Genomic DNA, 20811 nt, shown 5'->3' on the forward strand with positions numbered 1-20811 from the left:
ACGCATGAGGCCTGCGTCATGAGCCAGAAGCTGATCCACGACAACCCCTGGCAGCGCCTGCGGCAGTTCACCGTGGCGCGCATTGCACTGGGCCGCTGCGGCAACAGCCAGACGACCCAATCCGTGCTCGCGTTCGGCCTGGCGCATGCCCAGGCGCGCGACGCGGTGCATGCGCCGCTGGCGCGCGCAGCCATTGAACAGGCATTGCGCGATGCCGGCTTCGACACCGTGGCCGCGCACAGCGCCGCACAGGATCGGCAGCACTACCTGCGCCGCCCGGACCTTGGCCGCCAGCTCGACGACGCCAGCCGGGCGCGGCTGGCGCAGGCGCGCCCGGCCGAGCCGCCCGACGTCGTCTTCGTGGTGGCCGACGGCCTGTCCGCCCTGGCGGCGCAGCGCCACGGCGTGCCATTGCTGCTGGCCGCGCGCGAGCGCCTGCCAGGCTGGCGCATCGGTCCCGTGGTGGTGGCCGAGCAGGCCCGCGTGGCACTGGGTGACGAAGCCGCGCTGCTTCTCGGCGCGCGCCAGGTGGTGATGCTGATCGGCGAGCGCCCCGGGCTGAGCTCGCCCGACAGCCTCGGCATCTACCTGACGCACGACCCTCGCCCAGGCCGCACCGACGCCGAGCGCAACTGCGTCTCCAACGTGCGTCCCGAAGGGCTGTCTTATGCGCAGGCCGCGGCCAAGCTGGCCTTCCTGCTGCGCGGCGCGCTGGCGCTCGGGCACAGTGGCGTGGATTTAAAGGACGATAGCGAGCATGGGGTGTTGCCGGAGCCATCGGCGCAGGCAGGACAGCCGGGGAACTGACTGGCTATCGCGGATGTCTTACTCGTTTATCGGTAAACGATATATAATTCCACCATGATCCAGTCGTTCAAATGCGAAGACACTGCAGCATTGTTCTCAGGCCGGCGCGTTGCGCGATTCGCCAACATCAGGGCAGCGGCAGAACGCAAGCTGGAGATGCTTGCCGTTGCTGCCTCGCTCGACTTCCTGCGGTCCCCGCCTGGCAACCGGCTTGAAGTGCTGGGAGGCGACCGCAAAGGGCAGCACAGCATTCGCATCAACGATCGGTGGCGAGTGTGCTTCGTTTGGACGGCGGACGGCCCGCAGGCCGTCGAGATCGTGGACTATCACTGAAAGGAGATCACCATGGCCCGCTTCCAGAATGGTATGCGACCGGTCCATCCCGGCGAAATCCTCCGCGAGGAGTTTCTCAACCCGCTTGGCATGAGCGCCAATGCGCTCGCCGTGGCGCTGCATGTCACCGCGGCTCGCATCAACGACATCGTGCGCGAGCGCCGGGGCGTTACGCCGGACACCGCCATGCGGCTGGCTCGCTACTTTGGCGGCGACGCCGAGTCCTGGCTCAACCTGCAGCAGCTTTATGACCTGAAAGTGGCCCAGCGCGAACACGGCAAGGACATTGCTGCCCAGATCGCGCCACGCGACCGGGAAGCTGCTTGATGACATCCGCCCGCCTTTCAGGCGGGCTTTTTACCGTGCTCACGCAAGATCAAACACCCGCCCCGGGCTCAGGATGTTGTGCGGATCCAGCGAGCGCTTGAGCAGGCGCATCAGCGCCAGCTCCTCCGGCGTGCGGGAGCAGTGCAGGTAGGGCTTCTTGTGAAAGCCGATGCCGTGCTCGGCGGAGACGCTGCCTCTGAATTCCTGCACCACGCCGTACATCACGTCGGAGATCTCGTGCTCGGGGAAGTCCTGGTCGGTGGCGCCGGGGAGGTACACGCTGACGTGCAGGTTGCTGTCGCCCACGTGGCCGAAGTTGACCGGCTCGGCATGCGGCCACACCGCCAGGAGGCGGGCGCGCAGCGTTTCGGCGAATTCGCCGATGCGGCCGATCGGCAGGCTGACGTCATAGGCCGCATTGGGCGACCACATCACCGGGAATTCGGCCACCGCGTCGCGCAGTTGCCAGAAGCTCTGCGCTTCCTTGTGGCTGGATGCGACCGCCGCATCCTGGATCAGGCCGGCTTCCATCGCGGATTCCAGCATGCCTTCGAAGACCGGCGTGTCCTGCGCGCCGTCGTTGCCCTGCAGGTCGAGCAGCACGTAGAAAGGATGGCCGGCGCGCAGCGGCGCGCGCACGCCTGGCACGCGCGTCGTCACCAGCCCGTAGAAATCCGCCCACATGACCTCGAAGGCCGATAGGCGGCCGGAGAGCTTGCGCTGCGCATGGCGCAGCAGGCGCACCACGTCATCGTAGGTGTCGAGCGCGCACAGCGCCGTCTGCGTGGCGCAGGGCAGCGGTGCCAGCCGCAGCACGGCGCGGGTGATCACGCCCAGCGTGCCTTCGCTGCCGATAAAGAGCTGGCGCACGTCGTAGCCGGCATTGTTCTTTTGCATCTTGTTGAGCGACGACACCACCGTGCCATCGGCCAGCACCGCTTCCAGCCCCAGCACCTGGTCGCGCATCATGCCGTAGCGGATCACGCGGTTGCCGCCCGCGTTGGTGGCGATATTGCCGCCGATCTGGCAGCTGCCGCGCGCCCCAGGTCCACCCCCCACGGTCCACCGCCAGCAGCCAGCCGGCCGCGCGCGCGGCTTCCTGCGCCGCCTGCAGCGTGGTGCCGGCCATCACGGTCATGGTGCCGGCCTGCGCGTCGATCTCTTCCACGCCGTGCATGCGCTCCAGCGAAAGCACCACCTCGCCGCCCTCGGGCGTGGCGGCGCCGGCCAGGCCGGTCAGCCCGCCTTGCGGCACCACGGGCTGATGCAGCCGATGGCATAGCGCCAGCACGGCGGCCACTTCTACCGTATTGCGCGGACGCACTACCGCCAGCGGCGGCACCGCGCCGAGCGGCGCATACCAGTCCTTGCGAAAGCGGGTCTCGATGGCGTCGCCCGTTTGCAGGCCGGCCGCGTCTGGCAGCGCGGCAAGTTCCGTAAGCAGGGCGGAGGACGGGTCGGGGTGGGGAGCGGGGCTTGCCATATGCGGTGCGTGTGAAGGAGATGTGGAGGAGATGAGAACGAGACGGGGGCTTATGCTACGGAAGGATGGGCGCGGGGATAAGGGCCAATCGGGCCGGCGGCGATAGCGCCATCGCCACGCCCGGGCCGCAATCCAGCCGTAACCCGGCCGGGCTCATGCCGCCATGAACGCCGCAATCGCCTCGGCCAGGAAGGCGCGATCGGCGGGAATGTTGTGCGGATTCCCCGCGCGATGCCCATAGTCCGAGGGAATCGGCCGCAGCGTGGCGGAACGGGCGCCGCTCAGCTTGCCGATTTCCGCAGCGTTGTCCTGCGCCTGGAAGTAGGCATCAGTCTGGCCCGGCATCAGCAGCACGTGCGCCCTGATCGCCGCCAGCGCGCGGTCCAGGTCGCCGCGGAAGGCGCCGCAGCGGCTGATATCGCCGTTCTGCCAAGTCCACAGTTGCGCCAGCAGGTCGTTGGCGTCACGGCGCGAGAAGTTGACGTCCCAGGTCTTCGCCAGGAAATCCTCCAGCGAGGCAAAGCCCGCTTGCCGCCACAGCTCGTCGCGATAGAACGCATGCGATAGCGCCCAGCCGGCGTACACGCGGCCCATGGCGCGGTACCCCGCGCGCGGCGCCTGCGTGAAGCGGCCGTCCTTGAACGCCGGATCGGCAGTGAGCGCGGCCCTGACGCCTTCAAGAAAGACCTGGTTGAATGCAGAGCAACGCGCGCTGCCGCAGACCACGGCGATCCGCTCGACCATGTCCGCATGGCAGGCGCCCCAGTGGTAGGCCTGCATGCCGCCCATCGACCAGCCGTACACCAGCGCGATCCTCTCGATGCCGAACACGTCCTGCAGCAGCCTGCGCTGCACCGCCACGGCGTCGTGGTAGGTGACGCCGGGGTAGGCGCCCGGCGCGAACCGTGCCGCGGCATTCGACGGCGACGACGACAGGCCGTTGCCGAACAGGTTCGGGATGATGACGAAGTATTGTAGGCCAGCTGCATGCCGGGGAAGGCCTGGCCGGATTGCAGCGTCACGGTGCCTGCATCGAACAGCGCGTAGTCTTGGTCGACGGTCATGTCAGCAGCTCCAGGTAGGGTTGGCGGCTATTGTGCCCGCACTTGCATCGACACACTCAGGCACCGCTCCAGGCCTCCCGGTTGATCCCCGCCACCGGCGTGCGGCGCGGCGCCTGCGTGCGCGCCAGATGCTCCAGCGCGGGTTCGATCACCTCCGCCAGTTTGTGGAAGGCCGGCGCGATCTCGTCGTCCGGCACGCAGGCATACCCCAGCAGCAAGCCCTGCTGGGTCGCCCGCGCGGGGTCCGCGAAATAGCGCGACAGCGGCCGCGTCGACAAGCCTTGGGTACGCGCCGCCATGCTGATGCCGAGATCGTCGGCACCCGGCGGCAGGTGGATCACCATGTGCAGCCCGGCCTCATGCGTGGAGGTGGGCCACTGTGCGCCCAGGCGCGTGGCGATGGCCTCGCGCAGCAATCCCTGGCGCTGCGCGTAGCGCTGGCGCACGCGGCGGATATGCGTGGCGTAGTGGCCTTCCTCGATAAAGTCGGCCAGCACCGCTTGCTGCATCAGCTGACCCTCGCGGAAGAGCTCCGACAGCCCGGTTGCGAAATGCGGCGCCAGCGGCTTGGGCAGCACCATGAAGCCCATGCGCAGGCCGGGGAACAGCGTCTTGGAAAACGTGCCCATGTAGATCACGCGATCGTGCTCGTCCAAGCCTTGCAGTGAGGCGAGCGGCCGGCCCTCGAAGCGGAATTCGCTGTCGTAGTCGTCCTCCACGATCCACGCGCCACGCTGGCGCGCGTACTCCAGCAGCATGCGCCGGCGCGACAAGCTCATCACCATGCCGAGCGGATACTGGTGGGACGGTGTGGCGAAGATAAAGCGCGGCGGGTTCTGCAGCGTGGCTGCGTCCGGGGCCAGGCCCTCGCTATCCACCGGCACCGGGATGGTCTCGATGCCGGCGCTGTTCAACAAGCTGCGCGTGCCCCAGTAGCCCGGGTCTTCCATCCAGGCCTTGTCGCCGACGTCGCCGAGCAACCGGGCGATCAGGTCGATGGCCTGGTGGATGCCGGTGGTCAGGATGATCTGCTCGGGTTCGCAGCGCACCGAGCGCACCAGCCGCAGGTGTTCCGCCAGCACGCGGCGCAGCGGCAGGTAGCCACCGTTGTGCGCATACGTCAGTAGCTCGGGCTTGGGCGCGCGCCAGTGCTTGTTCAGCAGCCGCGCCCAGACCGCATGTGGAAACAGCGAAACGTCGGGCACGCCCGAGACGAAGGCACCCCATTGGCGATCCGACGCACCGGAATGCGACACCAGATGCTGTCCGCGCCGTGACAGTGTGAAGCGGTTTGGATTTTGCTGCGCGGCGAGCACTGGCATGGTGCCACTTTTCGCTCTGAAGTTGTGCAATGCACTATGGTCGGGAAAACTATGCGACACGAAGGTGCCACTTCCGCTCGCCGCTGTGACGTAGCCCTCCGCCAGCAACTGCTCAAATGCATAGAGCACGGTATTGCGGGAAACCCCTATCTCCTTCGCAAGCAGCCGTGAAGCAGGCAGCTTGGTACCCGCAACCAAAGACCCAGCAAGGATTTCCTGGCGAATGATCTCGTAGAGCTGGCGGTTCATATGCCCGCCATTCTTATCCGCCGCACCATCCACGGGCCGCTCCAGACGCTGCAACAGCAGCTCCGACAAAATCGTCTCTTTCAAAGTGGCCCCGCGTGAAAATAAAAATATGGATCTATGTATGGTACCAATGATCGGCTAAGTTTCGACACATCTTGTTTCGATCGTCGTTTTTCTCGACGACGTTTTGCCGATCAGGCCGATTCGCCCCCCTCCGGGCACGTTCCAGGCACGCGCACCGGAGAGCCAGTGGAGCCACTTATGCAGCGTCCCAGCGACACCCCCGCGCTTTGCACCGATGCCATCGCCGCCGCCGTGCGCGCGCTCGAGCCGTACATGGTGCGCACGTTGTCGGAATTTGTGGCGGCGCCCAGCCCCTCCGGGCAGGAACAGCCGGCCGTGGCCTTCATGGAGGGCGCGCTGCGCGAACTCGGCCTGGAGCCGGAGCGCATCTACCTGCGCAGCGAGACGTTGAAGGACCTGCCGCTGTTCTCGCCGCCGTGTTGCCCGGATGGCGGCCGCTACAACCTGCTGGCCACGCATCGTCCCGTGCAGAAGGGCGGCCGCTCCGTGCTGTTCAACGGCCACCTCGACGTGGTGCCCACCGGCCCGGAATCGATGTGGCGCCAGTCGCCGTACGCGCCGTTCGTCGAGGACGGCTGGCTGTTCGGCCGCGGCGCGGGCGACATGAAGGCCGGCATCATCTGCACGCTCGCCGCCTACAAGGCGTTGAAGGATCTCGGTGTGCAGCCCGCCGGCGCGGTCGGCTTCAACGCCGTGCTCGAAGAAGAGAACACCGGCAACGGCGCGCTGGCTACCGTGGCCGCGCTTGCCAGCGCGGTGGGCGCCGGCAAGCTGGCCTCGTTCGACGCCGTGGTGATTCCCGAGCCGCTGGGCGAAAGCCTGATGAGCGCGCAGATGGGCGTGTTCTGGATGTTCGTGGAGCTCACCGGCCGCCCGGCGCATGCCGCATACATGACCACGGGCGTGAACCCGGTGGAAGCCGGCATCGAGGTGATGGCCGACCTGCGCAAGCTGGAAGCCGAGTGGAACCTGCCGGAGAACCGCCCTGCCGTCTATCGCGATCACGCGCACCCGATCAACTTCAACCTCGGCCAGATCCAGGGCGGCGAATGGAATTCGTCGGTGCCGTGCACCTGCACGCTCGGCATTCGCATCGGCTTTTACCCGACCATGAGCGTGGCCGATGCCAAGGCGCGAGTGCAAGCCTGCGTGCGCGGCACGCTGGAGCGCCTGGCCAGCAACCTCACGCTTGGCGCGGCACTTCCGCCTGATGCTGGAAACCCCGGTGACCAACACCTCACCCAACACCTGAAGAAGAGCTTTGGTAAAAGCCTGGTGTCGATGGCGCTGGCAACCGCTGGCCTGGCGCTGGCACCGGTACTCTTGCCCGCCGGCAGCGCGCTTGCGCAGACCGTTGGCGGCACCTTGTCCGGCATCGTGCAACCCGAGCCGCCGATCCTGATCAGCGCGATGAACTCGCAGGCGCCCACGCAATACGTCGCCGGCAAGATCTACCAGGGCCTGCTCACCTACGGCCCGGACCTCAAGCCGCGCCCGGAGCTGGCCAAGTCGTGGAAGGTGTCGCCGGACGGCCTGACCTACACGTTCGAGTTGCAGAGCGGCGTGAAATGGCATGACGGCAAGCCCTTTACGTCCGCTGACGTGGTGTTCTCGATCGACAAGATGCTGCGCGAAGTGCATGTCCGTACGCGCGCGGTGCTGAACAAGTACATGGAATCGATCCGCGCCGTGAACGACAGCACGGTCGAGATCAAGCTCAAGGAAGCATTCCCGCCGTTTATCTCGATGTTCGAGACCGGCACCATGCCGATGATGCCCAAGCACATCTACGACGGCACCGACTACCGCAACAACCCGGCCAACCAGAAGCCCGTCGGTACCGGCCCTTTCATGTTCAAGGAATGGAAGAAGGGCGCCTATATCAAGCTGGCCAAGAACCCCAACTACTGGAAGAAGGGCAAGCCCTACCTGGATGAGCTGGTGTTCTACGTGATCCCGGACTCGGCCTCGCGCGCGGTGGCCTTCGAAAAGGGCGACGTGCAGGTGCTGCGCGGCGGCGACGTGGACAACGTGGACGTGAAGCGCCTGCGCGCGCTGCCCAATGTGGACTACACCACCAAGGGCTGGGAGCTGTTCTCGCCGATGTCGAACCTGTTGATGAACATGCGCAAGCCACCGTTCAACAACGTCAAGGTTCGCGAAGCGGTGATGCACGCGCTCAATCGCAAGATGATCGTGGACAACATCTTCTTTGGCATGGGCAAGCCGGCGGTCAGCCCGTTCGCCTCGGCCACGCTGTTCTTCGACAAGAGCACGCCGGTCTATGATTTCAACCTGAAGAAGGCGCGCGAGCTGATCAAGGAGTCCGGCGTCAACGTGGGCCAGTACCCGGTCAAGATCCTGTCGTCTTCCTATGGCGCCAACTGGGACCGCCTCGACGAGTACATGAAGCAGATGCTGGAACAGCTTGGCTTCAAGGCCAGCATCGAGTCCGCCGATGCCGGCACGTGGTCCGCCCGCGTCAGCAACTGGGACTTCGACCTGACAGCCACCTACACCTACCAGTACGGCGATCCGGCGCTGGGTGTGGAGCGGCTCTACGTGACCAAGAACATCGTCAAGGGCACGCCGTTCGCCAATGTGCAGGGCTACAGCAATCCGCAGGCGGATGAACTCTGGGCCAAGGCCAGCGTCACCATGGACCCGGCCGAGCGTCAGAAGCTCTACAGCCAGGTGCAGAGGATCCTGATGACCGAAGTGGCCGCGGGCAACCTGTTCGAGCTGGAATTCCCCACGCTGTACCGCAAGAACGTGAAGAACCTCGTGACCACCGCCATCGGCCTCAACGAGTCGTTCGACAACGTTTCCATCGAGAAGAACTGAGTACGCCGCTACCCAGGTAACAAGTCAAAAGTAAAAAGCAACAAGTAGCCAGTACGTTCACGCGCCGGGCCGTCCGCCCGGCGCGCGCGTGGAGCATGCCGTGAATTTCCTCTCTTTCCTGCTATCCCGACTGTGGAAGGCCCTCGTGGTCGTCCTCGGCGTGGTCATCATCAATTTCTTCCTGATCCGCATGGCGCCGGGCGACCCCGCCACCGTGCTGGCGGGCGAGGCCGGCGCGGGCGATGCCGCCTTCGTTGGCCAGTTGCGCCAGCAGTTCGGCCTGGACCAGCCGGTGCTCACGCAGCTTGGCATCTACCTCAAGGGCGTCGCCAGGCTCGATCTCGGCTACTCCTATCGCAATCACCTGCCGGTGCTCGACCTGATCCTGGATCGGCTGCCCGCCACCATCGTGCTGATGAGCGGTGCTTTTGTCTTTTCCATCGTGCTTGGCGTGTTCCTCGGCGTGATCTCGGCGCGCACGCGCTATGAGAACAAGCGGCGCTGGATCGACAGCGCGGTGATGTCAGCGGCGCTGCTGCTGTATGCCACGCCGCTGTTCTGGCTCTCGCTGATGGCCATCATCCTGTTCTCGGTGGTGCTGGGCTGGCTGCCTGCCTTTGGCATGGAAACCATCGGCGCAGGCTATACCGGCCTGGCGCGCATCCAGGACGTGGCACTGCACATGATCCTGCCCACCATCTCGCTCGGCTGCTTCTTCATGGCGGTGTACGTGCGCCTGACCCGCGCCTCGATGCTGGAAGTGATGGGCATGGACTTCGTCAAGACCGCGCGCGCCAAGGGCGTGCCCGCCGGCCGCGTGATCCGCGTGCACGTGCTGCGCAACGCGCTGCTGCCGGTCATCACCTTTGCCGGCATCCAGCTCGGCCAGATGGCCGGCGGCGCGGTGCTGACCGAAACCGTGTTTTCCTGGCCGGGCATCGGCCGGCTGATGTTCGACGCGCTGTTGCAACGCGACTACCAGTTGCTGCTCGGCATCTTCTTCGTCACCTCGGCGCTGGTTGTGTTCTTCAACCTGGTGACCGATATCGTCTACCGCTTCATCGACCCCCGCATCTCGGTGGGCGGCAAGGGAGCCACGGCATGAAAGCCTTAGCACAACGTTATTGCCGAAACTACGGCGCCGTGATCGGCCTCGTCGTGCTGTTGCTGGTGGTCGCCGTGGCGCTGCTGGCACCGGTGCTGTACGAAGAGTCGCCCTGGCTGATGGTGGGCGATCCGCTGGTGCGCCCGTTTGCCGACGCGGCGTTTCCCTTTGGCACCGACATGCTCGGGCGCGACATCACGGCCGGCATGCTGTACGGCGCGCGTGTCTCGCTGCTGGTGGGCGTGATCTCCACCGGCGTGGCGCTGGTGTTCGGCATCCTGATCGGCTCAGTGGCCGGTTACTGCGGCGGACGCATCGACGACGCGCTGATGCGCTTCACCGAGTTCTTCCAGACCATCCCGCAACTGGCGATGGCAGTGGTGATCGTGGCCATCTTCAATCCCACCATCTACTCGATCGTGGCGGCCATCTCGGTGGTGTCCTGGCCGCCGGTGGCGCGTCTCGTGCGCGGCGAGTTCCTCACGCTCAAGCAGCGCGAGTTCGTGCAGGCGGCCGTGGTGATCGGGCAGAAGCCGCTGCGCATCATCCTCACGCAGATCCTGCCCAACGCCATGTCGCCCATCATCGTGTCGGCGTCCTTCATGGTGGCCACGGCAATCCTGACGGAATCCGCGCTGTCCTTCCTGGGCTTGGGCGACCGCAACATGATGAGCTGGGGTTTCATGATCGGCGCAGCCCGCACCATGATCCGCGAAGCCTGGTGGATGAGCGTGTGGCCCGGTGTGGCCATCCTGCTGACGGTGCTGTCCATCAACCTGATCGGCGAAGGCCTGAACGACGCCATGAACCCGCAACTGCGCCGCCGTGGCGAGTAAGCAAAAGGAAGACGCCACCATGCAAACACCAGACAAGCTTCCGCTGCTGCGCGTGCGCGACCTGACCATCGCGCTGCCATCCGGAGGAGACCGCGCCCACGCCGTGAAGGACGTGAGCTACGACCTGCACGCCGGAGAAATCCTCTGCATCGTCGGTGAATCCGGCTCGGGCAAGTCAATGAGCGCCAACGCCATCATGGGTCTGCTGCCGCCGTACCTGAAGCCACAGGGCGGACAGATCCTGTTCCAGGGCAAGGATCTGCTGGCACAGGATGAGCAGACTTTGCTGTCCATGCGCGGCAAGGCCATGGCCATGGTGTTCCAGGAGCCGCTGTCGGCGCTCAACCCCGTCATGACCGTGGGCGACCAGATCGGCGAGGTCATGCGCGTGCACGATGCCTTCCCCGGCGAGGCACGGACGAAGCGCGTGCTGGACTTGCTGGAGTTCGTCGGCCTGCCCGACCCGGCCACGCTGATCCACAGCTATCCGTTCCGCCTGTCGGGCGGCCAGCGCCAGCGCGTGGTGATCGCCATGGCGCTCGCGCTGGAACCGGCTTTGCTGATCGCCGACGAGCCTACCACCGCCCTGGATGTCACCACGCAGGCCCAGATCCTGGCGCTGATCAAGCGCATCCAGGCGGACAAGGGCATGGGCGTGATGTTCGTCACGCACGATTTCGGCGTGGTGGCGGAGATTGCCGATCGCGTCGCGGTGATGGAGAAGGGCGTGCTGGTGGAGGTGGGCCCGGTGCAGCAGGTGCTCAACCATCCGCAGCATCCCTATACGCGGCGGCTGATCAGTGCCGTGCCGCACGGACGCGCCAAGGCGCGCGACCAGCAGGCGGCAGAGACGGTGCTGGAAGTGCGCGACCTGCGCAAGACGTATTCCTCGGGCGGTGGCTTGTTCAGCAAGAAGCGCGTGGTCAACGCAGTGGACGGCGTGAGCTTCAGCGTGCGGCGCGGGCAGACGCTCGGTATCGTTGGCGAATCCGGATCGGGCAAGTCCACCATCGGCAAATGCCTGCTGAAGCTGACCGGCATCGACGGTGGCGAGCTGCTGTTCGACGGCCAGGACATCGCCCGGTTGACGGAGCGCCAGTTCCGCCCGCTGCGCAGCGATGTGCAGATGATTTTCCAGGACCCGTTTGCGTCGTTGAACCCGCGCCATACGGTTGGCCGCATCATTACCGATGGCCCGGTGGCCAACGGCGTGCCGCTGGCGCAGGCCCAGGCGCGCGGGCGCGAGCTGCTGCAGCTCGTGGGCTTGGAGCCTTCCGCGTTCGACCGCTATCCCAACCAGTTCTCCGGCGGGCAGCGCCAGCGCATTGGCATTGCGCGCGCGCTGGCGCTGGATCCCAAGCTGCTGGTGGCCGATGAATCCGTCTCCGCGCTCGATGTCTCGGTGCAGGCGCAGGTGTTGCAGCTCCTGGGCGACCTGCAGAAGCGGCTGAACATCGGGCTGATCTTTATTACCCGACCTGCGCGTGGCCGCGCAGATCTGCCACCACGTGATCGTGATGCACAGAGGCCGCGTGGTGGAGTCCGGCCCGCCCGACCAGATCTTCGACGCGCCGCAGCACGCCTACACGCAGCGCCTGATCGCCGCGATTCCCGGCAAGGAGTGGGACCCGACCCTGATCCGCGCCGCGGCCTGAGCCCAACAGCCCAACAGCCAGCCCAACAGCCAGCCCAACAGCCAGGCCAACAGCCAGGCCAACAGCACAACCCCGACAGCACAACCGATATTCAAGATGGAGCAACAGATGAAGAATGCCGAACTGGTTCGCCGCAAGGATGCCGCCACCCCACGTGGCGTTGGCGTGATGTGCAACTTCTACGCCGAGCGTGCCGAGAATTCGGAGATCTGGGATGTGGAAGGCAAGCGCTATATCGACTTCGCCGCGGGCATCGCCGTGCTCAACACCGGCCACCGCCACCCGCGCCTGGTCGAAGCCATACAACGCCAGCTTGAGCGTTTCACGCACACGGCCTACCAGATCGTGCCGTACGCCAGCTATATCGAGCTGGCCGAGCGGATCAACCAGCGCGCGCCCGGCCGCTCGGCCAAGAAGACGGCGTTCTTCACCACCGGCGCCGAAGCCGTGGAGAACGCCATCAAGATCGCCCGCGCCGCTACCGGCCGCCCGGCAGTGATTGCCTTCTCCGGCGGCTTCCACGGCCGCACCATGATGGGCATGGCGCTGACCGGCAAGGTGGTGCCGTACAAGGTGGGCTTTGGCCCGTTCCCCGGCGAGGTCTTTCACGCGCCGTATCCGTGCGCGCCGCATGGCGTGTCGGTGGAGGACTCGCTCAAGGCGATGGAGCACCTGTTCAAGGCCGACGTGGATCCCAAGCGCGTGGCCGTCATCATCTTCGAGCCGGTGCAGGGCGAGGGTGGTTTCAACGTGGCGCCGCCGGCCTTCGTCAAGGCACTGCGCGCGATCTGCGACGAGCACGGCATCCTGCTGGTCGCCGATGAAGTGCAGACCGGCTTCGGCCGTACCGGCAAGCTCTTCGCCATGGAGCACTACGACGTGGCGCCGGACCTCACCACCATGGCCAAGAGCCTGGCTGGCGGCATGCCGCTGTCGGCGGTGTGTGGCCGTGCCGAAGTCATGGACGCCCCCGCGCCCGGCGGCCTGGGCGGCACCTATGCCGGCAATCCGCTGGCCGTGGCGTCCGCGCTGGCGGTGCTGGACGTGCTGGAAGGCGAACAGCTGATCCCGCGTGGCGCGGCACTCGGCCAGCGCCTGGTGGAGCGGCTCGAAGCCCTGAAGTCGCGCGTGCCGCAGATCGCCGAGATCCGTGGCCTGGGCGCGATGGTGGCGGTGGAGTTCCGCCGCGCCGACGGCGCGCCCGACGCGGAGTTCACGCGCGAGGTGCAGAACCGTGCGCTGGAGCAAGGCTTGCTGCTGTTGTCCTGCGGGGTGTACGGCAATGTGATCCGCTTCCTGTTCCCGCTGACGATTTCCGACGCGGTGATGAACGAAGGGCTGAATATCCTGGCCGACGTGCTCACGCGCTGAGCCAGGAACCAACGAACCAACGAACCAAGAGACAGGACCGATCATGCAACTCAAAGACCCCACCCTGCTACGCGCGCAAGCCTTTATCGGCGGCCAGTGGCAAGACGCCGACAGCGGCGCCACCTTCCCCGTGACCAACCCCGCCGATGGTTCGCTGATCGGCACCGTGCCGCTGATGGGCGCGGCGGAAACCACCCGCGCCATCGAGGCGGCGCGCGTGGCGCAGGCCGTATGGCGCCGCAAGACGGCCCGCGAGCGCGCCCAGGTGCTACGCGCCTGGTACGACCTGATGCTCGCCAACGCCGACGACCTGGCGATGCTGATGACCACCGAACAGGGCAAGCCGCTGGCCGAGGCGCGCGGGGAAGCCGTCTACGCCGCATCCTTCCTGGAGTGGTTCGCCGAGGAAGCCAAGCGCGTCCACGGCGACGTGCTGGCCACGCCCGCGTCCGACAAGCGCCTGCTGGTGGTCAAGGAACCGGTTGGCGTATGCGCGGCCATCACGCCGTGGAACTTCCCGCTGGCCATGATCACACGCAAGGCCGGCCCCGCGCTGGCAGCGGGCTGCGCCATGGTGCTCAAGCCCGCCGAGGACACGCCGTTGTCGGCGCTCGCGCTGGCGCTGCTGGCGCAACGCGCTGGCCTGCCCGCCGGCCTGCTAAGCGTGGTGACGGGCGACGCTGCCAGCTCGATCGAGATTGGCGGCGAGCTGACTGGCAGCCCGGTGGTGCGCAAGCTCAGCTTTACCGGCTCCACGGAAGTCGGCCGCATCCTGATGCGCCAGTCGGCGCCCACCATCAAGAAGCTGTCGCTGGAACTCGGCGGCAACGCGCCCTTCATCGTGTTCGACGACGCGGACCTGGACGCCGCCGTGGAAGGCGCAATGGCTTCCAAGTACCGCAATGCCGGCCAGACCTGCGTCTGCGCCAATCGCCTCTACGTGCACGACAAGGTGTACGACGCCTTCGCCGAGAAGCTGGTCGCCGCGGTGAAGCAGCTCAAGGTTGGCCACGGCCTGGAGCCCGGCGTGCTGCAAGGTCCGCTGATCAATGAAGACGCGGTCGCCAAGGTGGAGCAGCACATTGCCGATGCACTGGGCAAAGGCGCGCGTGTACTCACGGGCGGCAAGCGCCACAGCCTGGGCGGCACCTTCTTCGAGCCCACGGTGCTGGCCGGCGTCACGCCGGACATGGTGGTGGCCAGGCAGGAAACCTTCGGCCCGCTCGCGCCGCTGTTCCGCTTCACCAGCGACGAGGAAGTGGTCAACATGGCCAACGATACCGAGTTCGGCCTGGCCTCATACTTCTTCAGCCGCGACATCGGCCGCATCTGGCGCGTGGCCGAGGCGCTCGAGTACGGCATGGTGGGCATCAACACCGGCCTGATCTCCAACGAGGTGGCGCCGTTCGGTGGCGTCAAGCAATCCGGCCTGGGCCGCGAAGGCTCCTCGTACGGCATCGAGGAATACCTGGAGGTCAAGTACCTCTGCATGGGCGGCGTGGACCGCTAAGCCTTCAGCACAACGCAACGCGTCTTCAGGAGACACCGCCATGAGCAGACCCCAGGCCGTACCTACCGTGCAGGTCGACAACGATCGCGTGGTCGTCACCGAGTGGCGCTTCGCGCCGGGCGCGCAGACCGGGCATCACCGCCACGGCTACGACTACGTGGTGGTGCCGATGACCACCGGCGCGCTGCGGCTGGAGACGCCGGCCGGCGAAGTCGTCAGCCAGCTTGTGGCGGGCCGCGCCTACTACCGTGGCGCGGGCGTCGAGCACAACGTGATCAACGCGCACGAAGGCGAATGCGTGTTCGTGGAGATCGAAATCAAGCCGGTTGCGCAGCCTCCCGCAGCCGGGGAAGCCGTGGGTCCCACCTGAAAACATCATGCGCGCCTTCTTCTCGGATGACCAACTGCTGCACCAGCCCCGCCAGTTCATGCGTGCGGGCCGCCTGTGCGAACCGACGGATGTGCCCGCCCGGGCCCACGCGCTGCAACGCGCGCTGGCTGCGCGCGGCATCACCCTGGCTGAGCCGGCCGACTTTGGCCGCGCGCCACTGGAGGCCGTGCACAGTCCGGCGTACCTGGATTTTCTCGGCTACGCGTACGAGCGCTGGATGGCGCTGGCGCGGCCCGGGTTCGAACCGGGCATCGAGGTGCTGCCCAATCTTTCGCCCTACTACAACGGCCGCGTGGACCAGCCGCGCCGCGTGCCGTGCCCGACGGATTCCATCATTGCCCAGGCCGGCTACTACCTCGGCGACCTGAGCGCGCCGCTCGGGCCGCAGAGCTGGCGCTCCATCCTGCGCTCCGCGCACAGCGCCGTGGCGGCCGCGCAGTACGTGTGCGAGCAGCAGGACCGGCAAGGCATCGCCTACTCGCTGTCGCGCCCGTCCGGCCACCATGCGCACAGCGACCGCGCGGTGGGTTTTTGCTACGTCAACAACTCGGCCATCGCCGCCGAGACCTTGCTCAAGCGCTTCGGCAAGGTAGCGGTGCTCGACGTGGATGCGCACCATGGCGATGGCACGCAGCAGATCTTCTACCAGCGCTCCGACGTGATGACGATCTCGCTGCACGCCGACCCGAGCGCGTACTACCCGTTCTATACCGGCTATGCCTTTGAGCGCGGCTATGGCGCGGGCTACGGCTACAACCTGAACTTCCCACTGGCGCACGGCACCGAGGACGCCGGCTTCCTCGGCGCGCTCGACAACGCGCTCGATGCCCTGCGCGACTACCGTCCGCAGGCACTGGTGCTTGCATTGGGCTTTGACACCTATATCCACGATCCCATCAGCGTGTTGCGTGTGGGGCTGGATGCCTATCGCGGCATTGGCGAGCGCATCAATGCGCTGGGCGTGCCAACGGTGGTGGTGCAGGAAGGCGGCTACGAGGTCGAGGCAATCGGTCCGGCGCTCGATTGCTTCCTGTCGGGCCTCGTGCCCGCCATGGCCTGAGCCACGTGCCGCAGCCCTGCCGCTACCCGATTCCGCTCGAACAAGGAGAGCCGACATGACGACACTGAAGATCGATGGGGACCGCCTGTGGCGGTCGCTGATGGCATTGGCGCGCATCGGCGCCACGCCGCGCGGGGGCAATGCGCGTCTGGCGCTCACCGCGCTCGACGGGCAGGGCCGCGACCTGGTCGCGGGCTGGATGCGCGATGCCGGCCTGACCGTCACCGTTGACAAGGTCGGCAATATCTTCGGCCGCCGCGCGGGGCGCAACGACAGCCTGCCGCCCGTGATGACCGGTAGCCATATCGATACCCAGCCCACCGGCGGCAAGTTCGACGGCTGCTTTGGCGTGCTGGCCGGGCTCGAAGTCATGCGCACCCTGAATGCGCAGGGTGTGCAGACCGAGGCGCCGCTGGAACTGGCGATCTGGACCAACGAGGAGGGCACGCGCTTCGTGCCGGTGATGATGGGCTCGGGCGTGTTCGCCGGCATTTTCCCGCTGCAGACTGCGCTGGATGCCACCGACAACGACGGCAAGCGCGTGGCCGACGAGTTGCGCGCCATCGGCTACGCCGGCAGCGCCGAAGTTGGCGGCCGCGCAATCGGCGCGTACTTCGAGGCGCATATCGAGCAAGGCCCGGTGCTGGAAGACGCCGACAACGTGATTGGCGTGGTGACCGGCTCGCTTGGCCTGCGCTGGTACGACCTGACCGTGACCGGCATGGAAGCGCACGCCGGCCCCACGCCGATGCCGCTGCGCCGCGATGCGCTGTATGGCGCGTCTTTCATCCTGCAGGAGGTGGTGCGCATCGCGCACGATTTCGCGCCGCACGGGCGTGGCACGGTGGGCGTGCTCGATGTCCATCCGGCCTCGCGCAATGTGATTCCCGGCACGGTGAAGTTCACGGTGGACCTGCGCCACCAGGATGCCGGCAAGCTAGCCGAGATGGACGCCCGCCTGCGCGCGGCCTGCGATGCGCTGGCGCAAGGCACGACCACCGGCAATCCGCTCGGCGTGCAGATCGAGGATGTGCAGTACTTCCCGCCCACGCCATTTGCGCCGGAACTGGTGGGCCACGTGCGCCAGCAAGCGGCGGCGCTGGGCTACCCGCATCAGGACATCGTCACTGGCGCTGGCCACGACGCGGTGTATATCGCCACGGTGGCGCCTACCGCCATGATCTTTGTCCCTTGCAAGGACGGCATCAGCCATAACGAAGTGGAAGACGCCAAGCCCGAGCACCTGGAAGCCGGCGCCAATGTGCTGCTGGGCGCGATGGTGGCGCAGGCTGGCGGCAGGACCGCCTGATCCGGGGCGGTTCTGGAACCGATCCCGGATCGGTCCAAACCGGTGCGCCGCACAAGCCGGATGCACCGCGGCGCGAAGCCCCGCTGACCATCGCGGTGCGCCGTCCAACCCAATACCACCGTCGCGGCGGGGGCGGCCCCGCCGCGTCCGCGCGAATCGGATTCCCGACCAAAACCGGATGGCACAGCACTTGCAATTCAATGCCATCGCCCGTCGCGCCCAGCCCGACGGTTCACTTCCAGTAGCAAGGAATCCCATGACCTTCCGTTTGTTCCCACACCGCACCGGCGCCATCGCGCTGGCGGCAATGTTGACCACCGGCCTGGTTGCCACGTCCCCGGCATCGGCGCAAGCCATGCACGACTGGCCCACCCAGCCCGTGCGCATCGTCGTGCCGTTCCAGGCCGGCTCCGCTACCGATCTCATCACGCGCCAGCTCGGCATCGGCCTGGGGCGCGAGTACGGCCAGACCTTCGTCGTGGAAAACCGGCCAGGCGCCGCCGCCATGATCGGCAGCGAGGCCGCGGCGCGCGCGCCAGGCGATGGCTACACCTTGCTGATGTCGGGGCCGGCTTCCATGGTGACCAACCGTTTCCTCTACAAGAAGCTCAGCTACGATCCGGACGCCTTCGAGAAAGTCGCGGTGGTGGCCATCACGCCGAACATCCTGCTGGCCAGCCCTGGCCTGCCCTTCAAGACGCTGCCGGAAATGATCGCCTATGCGAAGGCCAATCCGGGCAAGCTGACCTATGCGTCGTTCGGTGCGGGCACCACGTCGCATATGGCGGGCGAGATGCTCAAGGCCATGGCGGGCATCGATATCGTCCACGTGCCGTACAAAGGTGCGGGCGAAGCGATTCCCGCCTTGCTGTCCGGGCAGGTCTCGATGTACTTCGACACCATCATGACGGGGTTGCCGTATGTGAAGGCGGGCAAGCTGCGAGCGCTGGGCGTTTCCAACGCCAAGCGCTCGCCGATGGCACCGGATATTCCCACGATCGCCGAGCAGGGCTATCCCGGCTTCGATATCGCGCCGTGGTACGGCATCGTCGCGCCCAAGGGCACGCCTGCCGAGGTGGTCACCAAGCTCAATGTCTCGATCAACAAGCTGCTCAAGGATCAGGGATTCCGCGAGAGGCTCGCCGCAACCGGCGCGGAGCCGCGCGGTGGCTCGGTGGCCGAGTTCAGCGCCATGGTAGGCGCGGAGATCCCGCGCACGGAAAAGCTGGTGAAGCAGTCGGGGATCAGCCTGCAGTAAGGCCGCCGGCGCGAGGCAAAGGAAAAGCACCCGGCGAACCGGGTGCTTTTTTTGCTTTTGCCTGATACCGAAAGCCTACCAAAGATTACCCAAGGATCCCCCAAGGATCCCCCAAGGATTACCCGCTACATCATGTGGCGCGAGAAGCGCCCGTGCTCGGCGCCAACCATCAAGTCGGCGAACTGTTCGCCGCTCATGTGCACGAGTTGCTGGTGATCGCCGGCTTCGAAGAACACTTCCGGCTGGGCCAGCAGGGCGTCGTCGAGGTAGGTGTGCATGCCGTAGGCCATGGCCACCGGCGGGATGGCGCCCAGGTCGCAATCCTTGAAGACTTCGCGGATCTCGTCTTCGTGGGCCAGTACCAGGGTGCGGCCGGATTGCGTGCAGATGGCCGCCAGGTTCAGGTGATGGCTGGACGGGATGACGGCGGCCACGTAGCCGATGTCATCCTCCAGCAACAGGGTCTTGGCCAGGCGATCTCCGGGAACGTGCGCTGCCTCCGCAGTGGCCATGCTGCTGAGGGTGTAGGGATGGCGGATGGTGTCGAAACGGCTGTTCCTGCTGTTGAGGCAATTTGCCAGGGTGGTAGCCAAGGCCATGATGCGTCTCCTTCGCTGTACGTTGCGCTCAGGGCCGCGACGGACCCTTGCGCTTCCTACTATAGACGGTGCCCTCGGCGCCGGGGTGCCATCGGTGGCGCGTCATGCCTCGTCGTGCGCATCCAATGGGGGCATCCGGCGCGGTTGTGGCCACAGGGCCTGCAGTTCGGTCTTGAGGAAGTTCAGCAGGTAGCGGGTCGCCATGGTCTGGTAGCGGTTGGGCATGGTCAGCATATACAGGCGGCTGCCGAACACGCTGATGTGATAATCCGCCAGCACGGGCAGCAAGCTGCCCGCGTCGAGTTCCGCGCCGATGGCGTAGAGCGGGAAGATGCCCAGGCCCAGGTCGCCCAGCACGCCGTCCTTCAGGAAGGCGAAATTCTCCGAGCTCAGCGTGGGCTCCAGCGCCACCTGCTCGCGCACGGCGTCGCTGCCGGTGCCGCGTGTGCCGAAGGCCTTGAGCTTCTGGCCGATGGGCGAGGCGCAGACGATGGCATGGTCCTTGAGATCGGCCAGGTCGCGCAAGGGCGGCTGCGTGGCCAGGTAGCCGGGAGACCCGCACACCACCCACTCGACCATGCCGATCTCGGTTGCGACCACCGAGTCCGGTGGCGTGGAGATGATGCGCAGCGCCACCTCCACGTCTTCGGACACGAGGTTGTGGATGCGGTTATCGAACACCACGTCGAGGGTGATGTCCGGGTAGCGGTGCTTGAACTTCACCAGCAGCGGCGAGAGCATCGAGTGCCCCAGCCCGGTGGGCACCGACAAGCGCACATGGCCTTGCAGGCTCTTGCCCATGCTGTTGATCAGCGCGTTGGCCGCCGCCACTTCACCGAGTATGTTGCGGCCGTGCTCGGAAAAGCCCGCCCCCAACGGCCACGGGCTCGACGTGCCGGGTGGTCCGGCGCAGCAACTGCACGCCCAGCGCTTCTTCAAGCGCCTTCAGGTGGTAGCTCACGTTGGCGCGGGTCATCTTGAGCTTGCGCGCGGCAGCCGAGAGGTTGCCGGCGTCGACGATGTCCACGAAAAGGCGTAAGGCGTTCAGGTCCATGGGGCGGCTTGGTTTTGTCCGGGTGAAGGCGTGCCGGCGGGATAAGGTATGGCGAACAGTTTATCAAGCCTTATCAAGCCATTTCACATTCAATTCCCGGGCACGCAATGCCGGCTCGAATCGAGCGGCGGCACGCCATCGAAAGACAGG

The 20811-nt window shown here is 66.3% G+C and carries 15 protein-coding genes and 4 pseudogenes; 14 read left to right on the forward strand and 5 right to left on the reverse strand.

What is annotated here, in order from left to right; translation table 11 throughout:
- Positions 1-18 precede the first annotated feature (18 nt).
- The 3 genes from eutC to OR16_RS19735 are packed head-to-tail and all read left to right on the forward strand — an operon-like array spanning position 19 to position 1467.
- On the forward strand, positions 19-807 hold the full coding sequence (gene eutC / locus OR16_RS19725; protein ID WP_006159714.1) for an ethanolamine ammonia-lyase subunit EutC: 789 nt from the start codon (positions 19-21) through the stop codon (positions 805-807).
- A gap of 54 nt (positions 808-861) precedes the next feature.
- Positions 862-1140 (forward strand): type II toxin-antitoxin system RelE/ParE family toxin, encoded by a 279-nt coding sequence (locus OR16_RS19730; RefSeq protein WP_006159715.1) that lies wholly within the window; start codon positions 862-864, stop codon positions 1138-1140.
- Positions 1141-1152: 12 nt separating this feature from the next.
- The gene (locus OR16_RS19735; RefSeq protein ID WP_006159716.1) at positions 1153-1467 is read left to right on the forward strand and encodes a HigA family addiction module antitoxin; all 315 of its coding nucleotides are present in this window, start codon (positions 1153-1155) and stop codon (positions 1465-1467) included.
- 39 nt (positions 1468-1506) lie between these two features.
- Here the strand turns inward: OR16_RS19735 and OR16_RS19740 are convergent.
- The 3 genes and pseudogenes from OR16_RS19740 to OR16_RS19750 form a co-directional block, all read right to left on the reverse strand.
- A pseudogene (locus OR16_RS19740) lies at positions 1507-2950 on the reverse strand (FAD-binding oxidoreductase).
- A 153-nt stretch (positions 2951-3103) separates the two neighbouring features.
- Positions 3104-3961, reverse strand: a complete 858-nt coding sequence (locus OR16_RS19745; protein WP_202801091.1) for an alpha/beta fold hydrolase — start codon at positions 3959-3961, stop codon at positions 3104-3106.
- 109 nt (positions 3962-4070) lie between these two features.
- Complete coding sequence (locus OR16_RS19750) at positions 4071-5669, reverse strand: PLP-dependent aminotransferase family protein (RefSeq protein WP_192816442.1); 1599 nt, start codon at positions 5667-5669, stop codon at positions 4071-4073.
- A 252-nt stretch (positions 5670-5921) separates the two neighbouring features.
- Here OR16_RS19750 and OR16_RS41555 point away from each other — a divergent pair.
- The 11 genes and pseudogenes from OR16_RS41555 to OR16_RS19800 form a co-directional block, all read left to right on the forward strand.
- Positions 5922-6860 (forward strand): annotated as a pseudogene (locus OR16_RS41555) (M20/M25/M40 family metallo-hydrolase); the annotation flags it as partial.
- 90 nt (positions 6861-6950) lie between these two features.
- Positions 6951-8513 (forward strand): ABC transporter substrate-binding protein, encoded by a 1563-nt coding sequence (locus OR16_RS19755; RefSeq protein WP_050983033.1) that lies wholly within the window; start codon positions 6951-6953, stop codon positions 8511-8513.
- 100 nt (positions 8514-8613) lie between these two features.
- Positions 8614-9618, forward strand: coding sequence for an ABC transporter permease (locus OR16_RS19760; RefSeq protein ID WP_006159720.1), 1005 nt, complete (start codon positions 8614-8616; stop codon positions 9616-9618).
- Positions 9615-10454, forward strand: a complete 840-nt coding sequence (locus tag OR16_RS19765) for an ABC transporter permease (RefSeq protein ID WP_006159721.1) — start codon at positions 9615-9617, stop codon at positions 10452-10454. The genes OR16_RS19760 and OR16_RS19765 overlap by 4 nt, the downstream gene beginning before the upstream one ends.
- Positions 10455-10473: 19 nt before the next feature.
- Positions 10474-12109: pseudogene (locus OR16_RS19770) on the forward strand (ABC transporter ATP-binding protein).
- 108 nt (positions 12110-12217) lie between these two features.
- Positions 12218-13480 (forward strand): 4-aminobutyrate--2-oxoglutarate transaminase, encoded by a 1263-nt coding sequence (gene gabT, locus OR16_RS19775; RefSeq protein ID WP_006159723.1) that lies wholly within the window; start codon positions 12218-12220, stop codon positions 13478-13480.
- A 43-nt stretch (positions 13481-13523) separates the two neighbouring features.
- A complete protein-coding gene (locus OR16_RS19780; RefSeq protein ID WP_006159724.1) occupies positions 13524-14990 on the forward strand; it encodes an NAD-dependent succinate-semialdehyde dehydrogenase in 1467 nt (488 codons plus the stop codon).
- A gap of 40 nt (positions 14991-15030) precedes the next feature.
- On the forward strand, positions 15031-15360 hold the full coding sequence (locus OR16_RS19785; protein WP_006159725.1) for a cupin domain-containing protein: 330 nt from the start codon (positions 15031-15033) through the stop codon (positions 15358-15360).
- 7 nt (positions 15361-15367) lie between these two features.
- The gene (locus OR16_RS19790) at positions 15368-16441 is read left to right on the forward strand and encodes a histone deacetylase family protein (RefSeq protein ID WP_006159726.1); all 1074 of its coding nucleotides are present in this window, start codon (positions 15368-15370) and stop codon (positions 16439-16441) included.
- A 55-nt stretch (positions 16442-16496) separates the two neighbouring features.
- Complete coding sequence (locus OR16_RS19795; protein ID WP_006159727.1) at positions 16497-17750, forward strand: Zn-dependent hydrolase; 1254 nt, start codon at positions 16497-16499, stop codon at positions 17748-17750.
- 256 nt (positions 17751-18006) lie between these two features.
- Positions 18007-19008 carry a Bug family tripartite tricarboxylate transporter substrate binding protein gene (locus OR16_RS19800; protein WP_006159728.1) on the forward strand — a complete coding sequence of 334 codons (1002 nt, stop codon included), beginning with the start codon at positions 18007-18009 and terminating at the stop codon, positions 19006-19008.
- A 125-nt stretch (positions 19009-19133) separates the two neighbouring features.
- On the opposite strand, the gene OR16_RS19805 is transcribed toward OR16_RS19800, so the two are convergent.
- Together OR16_RS19805 and OR16_RS19810 are read right to left on the reverse strand one after the other, a co-directional pair.
- Positions 19134-19607 (reverse strand): aminoacyl-tRNA deacylase, encoded by a 474-nt coding sequence (locus OR16_RS19805; RefSeq protein ID WP_006159729.1) that lies wholly within the window; start codon positions 19605-19607, stop codon positions 19134-19136.
- 102 nt (positions 19608-19709) lie between these two features.
- Positions 19710-20661: pseudogene (locus OR16_RS19810) on the reverse strand (LysR family transcriptional regulator).
- Positions 20662-20811: the final 150 nt, after the last annotated feature.

It is taken from the genome of Cupriavidus basilensis OR16 (assembly GCF_000243095.1).
Lineage (GTDB): Bacteria > Pseudomonadota > Gammaproteobacteria > Burkholderiales > Burkholderiaceae > Cupriavidus > Cupriavidus basilensis_D.